15 protein-coding genes and 1 pseudogene are annotated in these 12,903 nt (G+C 65.7%); 9 read left to right on the top strand and 7 right to left on the bottom strand.

Going from position 1 to position 12,903, the window contains the following annotated elements:
- Positions 1-8 precede the first annotated feature (8 nt).
- The 5 genes from XH81_RS35725 to XH81_RS35745 form a co-directional block, all read right to left on the bottom strand.
- Complete coding sequence (locus XH81_RS35725) at positions 9-1,085, bottom strand: ATP-binding protein (protein ID WP_028145081.1); 1,077 nt, start codon at positions 1,083-1,085, stop codon at positions 9-11.
- Positions 1,082-2,509, bottom strand: a complete 1,428-nt coding sequence (locus XH81_RS35730) for a DUF5691 domain-containing protein (RefSeq protein WP_028145080.1) — start codon at positions 2,507-2,509, stop codon at positions 1,082-1,084. Before XH81_RS35730 ends, XH81_RS35725 begins: the two co-directional genes overlap by 4 nt.
- On the bottom strand, positions 2,502-3,722 hold the full coding sequence (locus XH81_RS35735; protein WP_244439106.1) for an SWIM zinc finger family protein: 1,221 nt from the start codon (positions 3,720-3,722) through the stop codon (positions 2,502-2,504). The genes XH81_RS35730 and XH81_RS35735 overlap by 8 nt, the downstream gene beginning before the upstream one ends.
- Positions 3,722-3,889 (bottom strand): hypothetical protein, encoded by a 168-nt coding sequence (locus XH81_RS35740; RefSeq protein ID WP_271596804.1) that lies wholly within the window; start codon positions 3,887-3,889, stop codon positions 3,722-3,724. Before XH81_RS35740 ends, XH81_RS35735 begins: the two co-directional genes overlap by 1 nt.
- A 98-nt stretch (positions 3,890-3,987) precedes the next feature.
- On the bottom strand, positions 3,988-4,356 hold the full coding sequence (locus tag XH81_RS35745; RefSeq protein ID WP_028145079.1) for an MmcQ/YjbR family DNA-binding protein: 369 nt from the start codon (positions 4,354-4,356) through the stop codon (positions 3,988-3,990).
- A gap of 204 nt (positions 4,357-4,560) precedes the next feature.
- Between XH81_RS35745 and XH81_RS35750 the strand changes: the two genes are divergently transcribed.
- From XH81_RS35750 to XH81_RS35790, 9 genes are all read left to right on the top strand, one after another.
- Entirely contained in the window at positions 4,561-6,225 is a 1,665-nt protein-coding gene (locus XH81_RS35750; RefSeq protein ID WP_028145078.1) for an acetolactate synthase large subunit, read from the top strand.
- Between the two features lie 214 nt (positions 6,226-6,439).
- Positions 6,440-6,787 (top strand): Lin0512 family protein, encoded by a 348-nt coding sequence (locus XH81_RS35755; RefSeq protein ID WP_026201886.1) that lies wholly within the window; start codon positions 6,440-6,442, stop codon positions 6,785-6,787.
- Between the two features lie 4 nt (positions 6,788-6,791).
- Positions 6,792-7,484 (top strand): GNAT family N-acetyltransferase, encoded by a 693-nt coding sequence (locus XH81_RS35760; protein ID WP_028145077.1) that lies wholly within the window; start codon positions 6,792-6,794, stop codon positions 7,482-7,484.
- A gap of 74 nt (positions 7,485-7,558) precedes the next feature.
- Positions 7,559-8,743 carry a serine hydrolase domain-containing protein gene (locus tag XH81_RS35765; protein ID WP_028145076.1) on the top strand — a complete coding sequence of 395 codons (1,185 nt, stop codon included), beginning with the start codon at positions 7,559-7,561 and terminating at the stop codon, positions 8,741-8,743.
- 94 nt (positions 8,744-8,837) lie between these two features.
- Positions 8,838-9,047, top strand: a complete 210-nt coding sequence (locus XH81_RS35770; RefSeq protein ID WP_028145075.1) for a YgaP family membrane protein — start codon at positions 8,838-8,840, stop codon at positions 9,045-9,047.
- Positions 9,044-9,565, top strand: coding sequence for an RNA polymerase sigma factor (locus XH81_RS35775; protein ID WP_028145074.1), 522 nt, complete (start codon positions 9,044-9,046; stop codon positions 9,563-9,565). Before XH81_RS35770 ends, XH81_RS35775 begins: the two co-directional genes overlap by 4 nt.
- 76 nt (positions 9,566-9,641) lie before the next feature.
- Positions 9,642-10,307 (top strand): DUF429 domain-containing protein, encoded by a 666-nt coding sequence (locus XH81_RS35780; protein WP_028145073.1) that lies wholly within the window; start codon positions 9,642-9,644, stop codon positions 10,305-10,307.
- Positions 10,308-10,341: 34 nt separating this feature from the next.
- On the top strand, positions 10,342-10,569 hold the full coding sequence (locus XH81_RS35785) for a hypothetical protein (protein WP_049801662.1): 228 nt from the start codon (positions 10,342-10,344) through the stop codon (positions 10,567-10,569).
- A 99-nt stretch (positions 10,570-10,668) separates the two neighbouring features.
- Entirely contained in the window at positions 10,669-11,373 is a 705-nt protein-coding gene (locus XH81_RS35790; protein ID WP_028145072.1) for a glutathione S-transferase family protein, read from the top strand.
- Between the two features lie 2 nt (positions 11,374-11,375).
- On the opposite strand, the pseudogene XH81_RS35795 reads toward XH81_RS35790, so the two are convergent.
- A pseudogene (locus XH81_RS35795) lies at positions 11,376-12,153 on the bottom strand (sulfite exporter TauE/SafE family protein).
- A 3-nt stretch (positions 12,154-12,156) separates the two neighbouring features.
- Positions 12,157-12,789, bottom strand: coding sequence for a TetR/AcrR family transcriptional regulator (locus tag XH81_RS35800; RefSeq protein ID WP_028145070.1), 633 nt, complete (start codon positions 12,787-12,789; stop codon positions 12,157-12,159).
- Between the last annotated feature and the right edge of the window lie 114 nt (positions 12,790-12,903).

Raw genomic sequence — 12,903 nt, forward strand, 5'->3', positions numbered from 1 at the left:
CCGCGCTGTCAGATCCGGTCGGTCAGCGAAGCATAGTAGCCTTCGAAGCCACGCCGCTTCTTCAGCACGGTCTCGAGATACTCGCCGAGCACGGCCGTATCCTGCACCGGATCCTTCACGACGGCGCCGATCATGTTGCTGGCGAGTGTTTCCGGCGTCAGCTTGCCGTCGTTGAAGAAGGTCGCCTGGCTGATGCCGCCGATCATCACCGCGATCGCTTCGGCTGTCGACAGCCCGCCCGAGGGCGACTTCAGCGCGATCTTGCCGTCCTCAGTCGAGCCCGAGCGCAGCTCACGGAAGATGGAAACGACGCGCGCGACCTCGTCGGCGACGTTCTTCGGTGCCGGCAAATCGAGATTCTCAGCCATCTCGCCGACACGCTTGACGATGATCGCCACTTCCTCCTCGGCGCTGTCGGGCAGGGGCAGCACGACGACGTTGAAGCGGCGCTTGAGCGCGGACGACAATTCGTTGACGCCCTTGTCGCGGTTGTTCGCGGTGGCGATGATGTTGAAGCCGCGCTGGGCATAGACGGCAGTGTTGAGCTCAGGAACCGGCATCAACTTTTCCGACAGCACCGTGATCAGCGTGTCCTGCACGTCGCTGCCCATCCGCGTCAGTTCCTCGAAACGGCAGAGCTTGCCGCCCTCCATCGCACGCATCAGCGGCGTAGGGACCAGCGCTTCGCGGCTCGGCCCGTGCGCGAGCAATTGGGCATAGTTCCAGCCGTAGCGGATCTGGTTCTCGTCGGTCCCGGCCGTGCACTGGATCACGAGTGTGGAGTCGCCGGTGATGCCCGCGGCGAGGTGCTCGGAGACCCACGATTTGGCGGTGCCGGGCACGCCCAGCAGCAACAAGGCGCGATCGGTCGCAAGTGTCGCGACGGCGGTCTCGATCAGCCGCTTGTCTCCGACATATTTCGGCGTGATCACGCTCCCGTCGGCAGCCTTTCCGCCCATGAGGTAGGTCACCACTTGCCGCGGCGAGAGCGCCCAGCCCGGCGGACGATGCCCGTCGCCCGCGGCAAGCGCCTTCAACTCGGCGGCATAGCTGTCCTCGGCGGGCAAGCGCAGTTTCTCGCTCATGGTTTCGCTCCATTGTCGTCCAACGCGGCGTTGAGCCGCAGCATGTCGAGGCGCGGGTCTCCTTGCAGGAGGCCCGCAGCCGTCAGTCGTTGCAGTGATTGTCGCGCGCCGTCTCGCGAGGCGAGAAGGCCGAGCGCGTGAAGCTCCGGGACCTGATCGCCGGGCCTCGCGTCATCGCGATGAAGCGCGGCGAGCAGGGTCTTGCCGGCGGGCGCGGAGAGCGGATCGTCCAGCCGTGCCGCTGCGCCTGCGAGTTGTCGGGCCAGTTCGAAGCTGATGCCGTGGGTGCGCAGCGCCGCCTCGGCATGCCCTGTGCGTTCGGCGGGCGCAAGGCGTGGCGCGAGCGCGGCAACGAGGCCAGTGGCATCACGTTCACCGACGGCATCCGCCGCTTGCGCGACCAGCGCATCCGTCCCGGTCGCGACGATCAGGTTGATCAATGACATGTCGGCGGCGTGGTCCACGTTCCAGTCCCAGGCGGCGATTAGCTCCTGCGGCGCAAGCCCCAGCGCGCCGGAAAACGAAACGAGGTCGGCGCCGTCGAACAGGGCCTTGCGGCGTTGCACTTGCGCCGGCGTCTTGAGTGGTTCGGCCTGGACCACGCGCGAGCGGCGTAGCAGCCCCTTGGTCTTGACCGAAAAGAAGCCGGCAAGTTCGGCGACGTCCTCGCCGGCCGCAGGGCTTCGGCCAAGACGCGCGAGCAGCGAGGCCGCAAGCGCCTTGACCTTGGGGGCGCGATCGTCGGCCGCGATGCGTTCGAGAAAAGGGATGTCGTCGTCGGAAAGCCGCTCCGACAGCAGCAACAGCAGGCGCAAGCGTGCGTCGGCAGTCTCGCTCGCGAGCTTGGCCTCGAGCACCGCGCGTGCGGCGGACGAGTCGCGCCGCCTGAGTTCGGTCAGTGCCGCCTTGCGCGCAGCGGGCCAGAAATCGTCCCAGTTCTCGGCGGTGAGGCTGTCGTTGGTTTGCCGGGCGGCGCTGTCGGAGTCTGCAAGCGCCGCCCAGTCGCGCCAGCTGGCATAGACGTCCGGCGCGTCGTCATCGTCGGCTGCCGGCATCCAGTCGGCCGGATGCGTTGTCCAGCCGCGCGCCGCCAGGAAATGGACGAGTTCGGTTGCCGCCTGCGCCTGTTTCTTCGCCGCGAGGATCCGGCGCACGAGCGGACGCAGCTCTTCGGGCACCGTCGGCAGTGCAAGCGTCGGGATATCGGGCAGGACGCGGAGCACTGAAGCCGGCTCCATCGTCACCGATGTGCCGAGGAACTGGCCCGAAAGCGCAAGCAGCCGCAATTCCGCTTCGGCGGGATCGTCGCCGAGCTCGGTACGCCAGAACGTGGCTGCGGGCGCGGCCGCGGATCCCATGGTCCAGCGCGTGAGGACCGCGCCCATCGCATCAAGGATCGTCTCGGCCCTGGTTGCCTCAGTCATGGCCGCCGATCCGCCCCCAAGGGGTCTGCGCGGCGAGGATCGCGAGCCGATTGCCCGACCAGATCGCGGCGGTGCGCGCGAGATCGGTGCCGCACAGAATGCCATTGACCTCGGAGGCCACCGGCAGCGTCGCGAGGCCATCGGCCGATCGCCACCATGTGTGTCCGGCAGCGTCGCGCGCGATGCGCCCCTGCGGCAGCAGCAGCGGAATATCGATCACCCAGGGCTCTGCCAGCAACGGTCGCGTCAACGCGTCGGAGAGTGTGTCATCCGGCGCGGGCCATGCCGGCGGCGGCATCTCGTGCGTGGCGTCGCGCCGGACGAGCAGGGCGCGAAGCGGCCGCGCCGACGGATAGAAGACGAGCTCGCCATGAAAGCGCTCGCCGGGCGTGAAGACCGAACCGCGCCTTCCCGCGCTTGCCGGGAAAAAATCGAGCAGCATTGCGAAGCGTGGGCCGGCCGCGGCGAGGTTGAGCAGCCATGTCGTCTGTGACACCAACCCGTCACGGCGCGTCTGCACCTGCTCGGCAAGCACCTCCCAATCCGCATCGACCCGTAGCGCATCTGGATCGGCCAGCACCGCCTCGCGCGTCTCCGATGCGGCGACCGCGCGCCGGATCGCGGTATTGCGCGGGGTGGCGCGGAAGGCGCGCGCGAGCAGAACGAGCTTGCCGAGCTCGACCACGGCGCCGCGCGGACGGTCGCCTGCGGAGAGCGCGAGGAGGCGGGACGGCAGCTCGTCGATCCGGCCGGCGAGCACCGCGGCCTTGCCATCGACAAGCCGCGCCGCGATCCGCCGGCATCGCGCCGTGGCATCATCGATGAAGCCTGACAATCCCATGCGAAGCTGGTCGCCGATCCATTGATCGAGCGCATCCAGCGCATCGAAAATGGCGCGCTCGGTCTCTTCGTTACGTTTGGCTAACTGGGCCTCGCGCCGCGCCACGTCCTTCGGGTCGTCTGCGACCTCAGGCTCGGCGGCGCGCGCGGCACCCAGATCCTTGTCGCCGCCGGGCGGCGCATTGGTTGCAGGCTTTGCCGCGGACGGGCCGCGCCTGCGGCCGAGCCAATCGCTGACCCAGGCCGGCGTGTCGGCGGGCGTGAACGGCACCACCGCTTCTGCATTCAGCCACAACAGGCCGAGCACATGCTTGCAGGGGAATTTGCGCGAGGGGCAGGTGCACTTGTTGCCGAGGTCGCGCAGATCGGCCATCACGCGGTACGGATTAGCGCCGGAGCCCGCGCATTCACCCAGATCAGCGCGGCATCACGGCTCATGCCGACACCGGACCATTTGGCGGGCTTGGCGAGGCCGGCGGCGGCCTTGAGTGAGGATTGATCGGTAGCGAGTTGCTCGACCGCCTTCAGATCAATCGCCACGCCGATGCCCTAAATCGAATCCAGAAGCGGCAGTATAACGGGGAACAATGAAAGCTCAATGTCGCCGCGAGCGATCCCTGTGCTGCACGCGGGAATGGTCATGATCGCTCCGGTGAGGCGAGCCCGAGTTCCTTGCGTGTCTTCCGCGTCAGCTTTGCCGCGATCAGCGCGTGCGCCTGCGCCAGATACAGGATGAGCTCGGCATCGGGTAAGGCGTTGTTGCTGACGAGTTGCACCCATTTGGCGCGCGCCAAATACGGCGCAGGCCGGGCCAGGCCGTGCTCGATCAGCATGGCGTAGGCCATGTTCGCGGTCTTGAACATGTAGCCGCCGGAGCGCGCGGCAAAGCCGCCGCCGAGCGCGAACATCTTGCCGCCGACCTTGAAGACGGAGGTGCCCTCCCATTGCACCACCTTGGTGACGGCGGGCAGGCCCAGGCAGCGGGTTTCGAAGGATTTGGGTGTCATTGCCGGAGCGATAGCAGGTTGCGCGCGGCTTGCAACGTGCATGCTGACGGCCTCGCGGAGAGACGCTCGATTGTTTCGCTTGGTTCGCACGGCAAGGGCGAAGTTGATGCCGTGTGCCGCCCTTTGTGAGTTGTGCCGGCGCCGCAGGCCGCTACCATGTGCCAACTGCCGTGGAACACGGCAGCGAGCACAAGCGGAGGCGACATGAGCGGACAGGAGCGCAAGGTGAAGGGATCGGACCTGTTTGTCGCGGCGCTCGAGAACGAAGGTGTCGATCGCATCTTCGGCGTTCCCGGCGAAGAGAATCTCGATCTCGTGGAATCGCTCCGCACCTCCAAGATCGAGCTGGTCCTGACCCGTCACGAGCAGGCCGCCGCCTTCATGGCCGCCACGCATGGGCGGTTGACCGGCAAGCCCGGCGTTTGCCTCTCGACGCTCGGGCCCGGCGCGCTCAATCTGTCAACGGGGGCCGCCTATGCGCATCTCGGCGCGATGCCGATGATCCTGATCACCGGCCAGAAGCCGATCATGAGCAGCCGACAAGCGCGCTTCCAGATCGTGGACGTGGTCGCGACCATGAAGCCATTGACGAAGCTGTCGCGGCAGATCGTCAGCGCCTCCAGCATTCCGACCGTGGTGCGCGATGCCTTTCGCGTCGCCATGGAGGAGCGGCCGGGGCCGGTGCATCTCGAATTGCCCGAGGACATCGCGGGTGACGAAGTGCCTGATGTTCCCGTGATCCCGGTCCATCCGATCGAAATCCCGGTCGCTCATCGCACCGCGCTCGACCGCGCCGCCGAGATGATTCTGTCGGCGAGACATCCGCTGGTCATGATGGGCGCCGCGACCAGCCGGCCGCGCGCGACCCACGGTATCGCCAGCTTCGTGCGGCGGACCGGCATTCCGTTCTTCACCACGCAGATGGGCAAGGGCACCGTGCCCGGCGGTACCAATCTCTACATGGGGACCGCCGCGCTGTCCGAACGCGACTACGTTCATGACGCGATCGATGCCGCCGACCTGATCATTGCGATCGGTCACGACCCGATCGAGAAGCCGCCCTTCATCATGGGGCCGTCAGGCCCGAAGGTCATTCACGTCAGCTACACGTCGGCCAGTGTGGAGCTGGTCTATTTTCCCGACGCGGAGGTCATTGGCGACGTCGGCCCCAGCCTGGAGCTGCTCGCCGACCGGCTCGAAGGCAAGCTGCCGCAAGCCGCGTCGCTGCTGCCGCTGCGCGAGAAGATTCTCGGCCACATCGCCGACCGCGCCACCGAGGCGCGCTGGCCGCCGACGCCGCAGCGGATCGTGCACGACATCCGGCAGGTGATCCCGGAGAACGGCATCGTCGCGCTCGACAACGGCATGTACAAGATCTGGTTCGCGCGCAACTACCGCACCCGCGTCGCCAACACGCTGCTGCTCGACAATGCGCTGGCGACCATGGGCGCAGGTCTGCCGTCGGCGATGATGGCCGCGATGCTCTATCCCGATCGCCGCGTGCTCGCGGTCGCGGGCGACGGCGGCTTCATGATGAACAGCCAGGAGATGGAGACCGCCGTTCGCCTCAAGCTCAACCTCGTCGTGCTGGTGCTGGAGGATAACGCCTACGGCATGATCCGCTGGAAGCAGGCCGTCGATCATTTCGCCGATTACGGCATGACCTTCGGCAATCCCGATTTTGTCCTCTACGCGAAGGCTTATGGAGCGAAGGGGCATCGGGTCGAGAGCATCGACAGCTTTGGCCCGACGCTGGACGCCGCTTTCAAAGAGGGCGGCGTGCATCTGGTCGTGATCCCGATCGACTATTCGGAGAACGTGCGGGTGCTCGCGGACGAGCTGCGCGCCCATGAGAAGGCAAAGGGGTGATGTTTGGTCTCGTGCCCCGGACGCAGCGCAGCGCTTCTTCAGCGTTGCGTTGCAGAGCCGGGGCCCATGCGTCAGCCACCTTCGCCGCCTCCTGGGTCCCGGCTCTGCGCAGCAACGCAAAAGCGTTGCAGCGCGTCCGGGACACGAGAGGGGCTTGTCTGGAGAGACTCGATCACCCACACTCCCAAATACCGAACAAGCACAGGACAACAAAATGACTCGTGTTCGCTGCGTCACCGAGATGGGTATGGGCGTCGATGTCCACGGCAGGGACGCCACCAAGGCGGCCAAGCGCGCGGTGTCGGATGCCATCAGGCACTCGAGCCTCGGCTTCTTCCGGATGATCGGCAAGACCGCGAACGACATGTTCGTCGACGTCACGATCGCGGTACCCAATCCGGAAGCCGTCGACAAGGAGGCTGTGGCCAAGGAGCTTCCTTACGGCACCGTGACCGTCACCGCGGTCAAGGGCGGGCTGGAGATTCCCTCGGCGACCGAAGTGGCCAACGATCCCATCCTCATCGCCAATGCAGCTGTCATCGTCAGCTTCGACAAGGACTAGACCGGTGTCCGACAGCGATGAGGCGCTGCTCGATCGTCCGATCTGGAGCGCGCTGACGACCAGCCACAAGCATCTGGCCGAGGGCGGGCCGCGGGCGTTGCGCTATCCCGTCGACATGACGCCGTTTGCCGACATGGTCGACATGTCCGCGGCAAGCTTTGCCGCGCTGCGCGATCTGCTGTCGGGTTCGCAGGTCGCAGCATTGTTCACGCCGGATCCGGTTGACGTCCCCGCCGGTTTCAAGGTCGTGATCGCCGGGCCTTGCGAGCAGATGATCGGCTCGCCCGCGGTCAGTCCGCTCCGCGATGCCGAGATCGTCACTCTGGGGGCCGACGACGTCCCTGCCATGATGGCATTGACGGAGCTGACGAAGCCCGGTCCGTTCGCGCGGCGCACCCATGAGCTTGGTACGTTCCTCGGCATTCGCGCCGGGGGACAATTGGTCGCGATGACCGGCGAGCGCATGAAGCCGGGCAAGTTCACCGAGGTGACGGCCGTGTGCGTGCATCCCGACTATCGCGGGCGCGGCTATGCGCAAGCGCTGCTTGCGGCCGTCGCGCGCGGGATCGAGGCGCGCGGGGAAATTCCGTTCCTCCACGTGTTTTCGAGCAACGCGTCGGCGATCGCGCTGTACCAGCGACAGGGCATGCGCATCCGCCGTTGCCTGCACGTCACAGCGTTCATGAGGGAAGAATAGGCGCCCTCGGGGGCGCCCTTCATTTCCTCCCGATTTTCGCTATATCCGTCCCAACCACAATTTGGGGGAAGTACATGGACGCCAGAACGACCGATTTTTCCGCCGCACGGACGGCGATGCAGCGCTACGTCGATCAGGAGATCATTCCGGGCGCATCCTGGGCCGTGCTGCGCGGGGGCGAGGTGGTCGACCAGCAATGCGTCGGTTTTGCCGACCGCGAAGCAAAGACCGCGCTTCGTCCCGACCATATCTTCCGCGCGTTCTCCAACACCAAGATCTTCGTCACTTGCGCGATCATGCTGCTGGTTGAGGAAGGCCGCATCGGCCTCGATGACCCGATCGAGACATTCCTGCCGCAGCTCGCCGGTCGCAAGGTGCTGAAGCCGGGCGCCTCGAGCCTTGCCGATGTCGAGCCGGCGAAGAATTCGATCACGATCCGCCAGCTCCTGACCCACACCTCCGGCCTCAGCTACGGCATCTTCGATCCCGGCACGGTGCTGTTCAAGGCCTACAACGAGGCGCGCGTACTCAATCCGCTGACACCACTCGCCGACATGATCGACCAACTCGCCGATCTGCCGCTGTCTTATCATCCCGGCACGAGCTGGGAATATTCGGTCGCCACCGACGTGCTCGGCCGTGTCGTGGAGGTCGTCTCCGGCAAGCCGCTCGACGCTTTTCTGAAGGCGCGCATCTTCGACCCGCTCGGCATGACCGATACCAGCTTCCATGTTCCGGATGCGCAGCAGGGCAGGCTGGTTGCGCTCTACAATGGCGCCGACGTGCTCGACCCCATGAAGCCCGGCCTCACGCGGGCCGACAATCTGCCGTTTCCGCAAGCCTATCGGCGGCCGTTCCCGCGGCTCTCGGGCGGCGGCGGTCTGGTCTCGACCCTGCCCGACATGCTCGCGCTGGTCCGCGCGCTGCTGCCCGGTTCGGATGCGCTGCTGAAGCCGGAGACGCTGCGGCAGATGATGACGAACCAGCTCCCGGCAGGGCAGACCATCCGCTTCGCCAATCTCGGCCCGATCCCCGGCAAGGGCTTTGGCCTCGGCGGCGCCGTCACCTTCGCGCCGACGCCGTTTGATCCGCCGAACTCCACTGGTGAATTCCAGTGGGGCGGGCTTGCCGGCACGCATTGGTGGATCTGTCCGCGGGCCAATACCGCGGGGGTCCTGATGGCCCAACGTTACATGGGCTTCTGGAATCCGTTCTTCTTCGAGTTCAAGCGCCTGGCCTATCAGGCCGTCGGAGGCTGACCCGCGAAAAAATACGCGCCCCGCGAATCCTTTCCGGCCGGCGCGCCCTCTTGATGGTCGAGGCAATTTGCCTCGGCTCAACTCGGAGGATGCGATGGCATTTTACAGGAAGAACATCGGCGGCTTGCACCAGGCGGTGCGGATCGCCTCGGGCGTCGCGGTGGTGGTTGCGGCATCCGTTTATCTGGCCGGCCCGACGGCGTGGCTGGTCGCGCTGGGTGGCGCCGGCTTCGCGCTGACCGGCCTTGTCGGCTATTGCCCGATGTGCGCGATGGCGGGGATCGGGCGAGGAGGGGTGTCGTGAGTGCGGCGGCGATCTCGCCGAACCTGTTCGAAGCGGCGCGGCTCGGCGATCCCCACGCGATCGCCTCGCTGCTCGAGACGGCGCAGCCGGATATCCGCCGCTACGCCCGCGCGACCTGCCGCAGCTCGGCGGATGCCGAGGATGCGGCGCAGGAGGCGCTGTGGATCCTGTTCCGCCACGTCGGCACGATCCGCTCGCTGCTGGCGTTTTCGGCCTGGCTGTTCAGCGTGGTCCGCCGCGAATGCCTGCGGTTGGCGCGCAAAGCAGGCCTCGCGCGGCCTATCGATGAGAGCGAGGCGGAAGCGCTGCTGCTGACGCGCCCTGAAGCCGATCTGCGACTCGACGTGGCTGCGGCCTTCGAGGCACTGCCGCCGCATTATCGCGACGTCGCGCTGATGCGCGACGTCAAGGAAATGACCATCGAGGAAATCGCCGTCGCGCTCGGCGCGTCCCGGCAGACCGTAAAGGCCCGGCTGCACCGCGCTCGCGCCCTGATGCGCGAATATCTGACGAGATGAAACGTGAGCGCTGTTCCTGCAACATCGAGGTGGCAGCTTGGGGTGAACGAACTTCGGCAGCGGCGGCGTCGCGCGCGTGAATAACTATCTCGGCATCGACGGATTTCGTTTCGGCTGGGTCGCGGCCTGGATCGGCGAGCGCGGCGATCATGGCTTCGACTACTCGCCGGGCCTGACGCGTTTGCTCGCGTTGCCGCATGTGCGTGCGATGATCGACATGCCGATCGGATTGAATCCGGCCGGCTATCGCCTGTGCGACCTGCGAGCGCGCGAGCTGATTGGCCCCGCCGTGTTTCTCGGTGCGCGACGCGATCTCTGGACGTTCACCGACATGGCCGAGGCCAACCGTTACTACTGGGCGCAAGAAGGCAAGGGCAGGGGCGTGTCAGCGCAGCTCTGGAATATCAGGGACAAGATCAGGGAGGTCGACGAGATCATGACTCCGGCGCGGCAGGCAACGACCGGCGAAGCGCATCCGGAATTGGTGTTCTGGAATCTCGCAGGGCGAGTCCGGCTTGCGAAGAAGGCATCCGCGCTCGGCCGCGAGCAGCGCGTCGCGCTGCTCGCGCAACGCGGCTTTACGCGCTTGCCGAAATGGCTGGCGCAACGACATGGCACCGGCATCGGCCGCGACGATCTCATCGACGCCTGTGCCTGCGCCATCGCGGCGCGCGACAGCACGCAACGTGTCGGCGGGGAGGAGACCGATCCGCGCGGACTGCGTATGGAGATCAATTATTGAGGCTGCCAGCCCATGAGATGGAAATCGGGAAAAAATGGCAATTTATTTGACCTATGCAGGAACTGTCGATGGCGGGTCCGCGTTCCCCGTGTGGACCGATGACAGAGAAGCTCGTGCGATGAGGGATGTCAGTCAATTCGCGACCGCAATGCTTGCGCTCGTCTTCACCAGCGCGTTGCTCGTCACCGGACAGCTCTTCATCAAGCAGCGCGCCCAGCGCGATGTGATTTACGCCACCAGTCATTTGCTGCGACCCTTGTGACCTCATCCCCGTGCGGGAAATGATGTGACCGCTCGACCTTGCGTCGTTCGTCCGCTCGCCTAGATTAGGCGGCATCGCATGAGCGAAGCTGGAGTCCCGATGTCTGATCTGTCCGCCTTTCCCGTAACCAAACGCTGGCCGGCCAAACATCCCGAGTTGCTCCAGCTCTATTCGCTGCCGACGCCGAACGGCGTCAAGGTCTCGATCATGCTGGAGGAGATCGGACTTCCCTACGAGGTCCATCTCGTCGATTTCGGCAAGGACGACCAGAAGACGACTGAATTTCTCTCGCTCAATCCGAATGGCAAGATCCCGGCGATCCTCGACCCCAACGGTCCCGGAGGCAGGCCGCTGCCGCTGTTCGAGTCCGGGGCGATCCTGCAATACCTCGCCGAGAAGACCGGCAAGCTTCTGCCGGAGGATGCCGCGCGCCGCTACCAGACCATCCAGTGGGTGCACTTCCAGATGGGCGGCATCGGGCCGATGTTCGGCCAGGTCGGCTTCTTCCACAAATTCGCCGGCAAGGATTTTGAGGACAAGCGGCCCCGTGACCGATACGTCGCCGAAGCCAAGCGCCTGCTCGGCGTGATGGAGACGCATCTTTCGGGACGGCAATGGTTCATGGATGACGACTACACCATTGCCGACATCTCCATGCTCGGCTGGGTGCGCAATCTCATCGGCTTCTACGGTGCCGGCGAGCTCGTCGAATTCACCCAGTTCAAATCGGTCGGTGCCTGGCTCGAACGGGGCCTCGCGCGTCCGGCGGTGCAGCGGGGGCTGAACATTCCGCAGCGGCCGTAAGATCAGGTCAGCGCCTTGTACGTCATGTAGAGCGCCATCAGCGAGACGAAGGCGATCATGACCCGGCGCAGCACCGATCTGCTGACGCCGTTGGCCATGCGTGCGCCGAGATCCGTGCCGATCCAGAGGCCGGCCAGAATACCTGTGATGGCCGGCCAGCCGACCATCAGGCCCTTGCTAGATCCAGGCCGCCGGCAGGTTGGTCGGGATGACCGAGAAAACGAGGCTGACGAGCTGCGCCTGATGCTGCGGCACGCGCAGGCCCGCAGCAAGGCCGACCGTGATGGCCAGGCCCCCGCCGATGCCCATGAAGCCGGAGGAAAATCCGGCGAGCAGGCCGATGAGCAGCAGGGGTAGCCGGGGCTGCTGGTCCTGGTCGTCGGCCTCACGGCCGCCGTCCTTGCGATCGCGGCGCAGGATCAGCAGGGCGATCAGCGCGGCGAGATAGATGACATAAGTCCATTGCAAGACCCGGTCGGAAACCGCCGCCGCGGCGTAACCGCCGCCGGCACCGCCGACGAGAAATCCGATGCCGATCCAGACGATCCACGGCCAGGGGCTGCGATTGCCGCTCCGCCAATAGCGGCGCGCGCCGGCGAGGCCCGTCGGCGGAATCTGGGTGATCAGCGAGGTGCCCTGCGCGACGTGTTGTTCGGCCCCAAACAGCAGCACGCTGAAGATCACGAGCCCGCCACCCGGGCTCGTTCCCATCAAGCCCGACGTCAATCCGCTGACCAGGCCGACGCCGGCGCCAGCGAGCAGGTCGTGGATTCCTGACATCGCTTACGTCCTGGTTCGCCGCTTGATGTCAGGCCTGGTCGTGCGACAGCCGTCGATCACCCCGGCCACCGCCGCCATGCAGGCCTCGACGTCGAAATCCTCGCCCCAGCATTTTTGCAGCACAAAACCCTGGAAGATCGCGATCAGCACGCGTGCGATCGCTTCGGCACCGAGGTCGCGCCTGATCAGGCCGTCATGCTGGCCGCGCTCGACCAGCGCCACGATCAGCGCGCGCGGCATGTCGATGCCTTCGACGACGCTGGTGCGGACGCGGCGGTTGCGCAGGGCTTCGGCCCAGCCGTGGATGCCGACACGGCGGCGCGGTTCGCCGGCGGGGTCGGTCAGCCATTGCGCGTAGACGCGGATCAGCGCGTGAAGCCCTTCGATCGGATCGCCGGATCCTTGCGCGACCGAATTGAGCACGGCTTCGCGCCGATGCCGGTCGTCGGCGAGTGCCTCGATCAGATCGTCCTTGCTCTGGAAGTAGAGATAAACCGCGCCGTGGCTCAGTCCGGAGCGTTTCACGATGTCGGCCATGCCGGTCTGGTGAAAACCGTCTTCGGAGAAGCAGGCGAGGGCAGCTTCGAGAATTTGCTGCCGCCGACTTTCGCGCTGCTTGTCGCTGATCTTGGGCATCTCGCCGTCCTTAAATAACTGACAGGTCGATCACTTTACCGTCGGTTCCGGTCGATCCTGCACCAAGCGGATTGATATAAAAAACGATCAGTCAGTCATTTTTATTGCAGAGGG

Origin of the sequence: Bradyrhizobium sp. CCBAU 25360 (assembly GCF_028128695.1) — a bacterium.
Taxonomy (GTDB): Bacteria; Pseudomonadota; Alphaproteobacteria; order Rhizobiales; family Xanthobacteraceae; genus Bradyrhizobium; species Bradyrhizobium ottawaense.

Excerpts from the sequence above, each read along its gene's own strand:
- XH81_RS35725 (WP_028145081.1), bottom strand. The coding sequence starts at position 1,085 with ATGAGCGAGAAACTGCGCTTGCCCGCCGAGGACAGCTATGCCGCCGAG.
- XH81_RS35730 (WP_028145080.1), bottom strand. The coding sequence starts at position 2,509 with ATGACTGAGGCAACCAGGGCCGAGACGATCCTTGATGCGATGGGCGCG.
- XH81_RS35735 (WP_244439106.1), bottom strand. The coding sequence starts at position 3,722 with ATGGCCGATCTGCGCGACCTCGGCAACAAGTGCACCTGCCCCTCGCGC.
- XH81_RS35745 (WP_028145079.1), bottom strand. The coding sequence starts at position 4,356 with ATGACACCCAAATCCTTCGAAACCCGCTGCCTGGGCCTGCCCGCCGTC.
- XH81_RS35750 (WP_028145078.1), top strand. The coding sequence starts at position 4,561 with ATGAGCGGACAGGAGCGCAAGGTGAAGGGATCGGACCTGTTTGTCGCG.
- XH81_RS35755 (WP_026201886.1), top strand. The coding sequence starts at position 6,440 with ATGACTCGTGTTCGCTGCGTCACCGAGATGGGTATGGGCGTCGATGTC.
- XH81_RS35765 (WP_028145076.1), top strand. The coding sequence starts at position 7,559 with ATGGACGCCAGAACGACCGATTTTTCCGCCGCACGGACGGCGATGCAG.
- XH81_RS35770 (WP_028145075.1), top strand. The coding sequence starts at position 8,838 with ATGGCATTTTACAGGAAGAACATCGGCGGCTTGCACCAGGCGGTGCGG.
- XH81_RS35785 (WP_049801662.1), top strand. The coding sequence starts at position 10,342 with ATGGCAATTTATTTGACCTATGCAGGAACTGTCGATGGCGGGTCCGCG.
- XH81_RS35790 (WP_028145072.1), top strand. The coding sequence starts at position 10,669 with ATGTCTGATCTGTCCGCCTTTCCCGTAACCAAACGCTGGCCGGCCAAA.
- XH81_RS35800 (WP_028145070.1), bottom strand. The coding sequence starts at position 12,789 with ATGCCCAAGATCAGCGACAAGCAGCGCGAAAGTCGGCGGCAGCAAATT.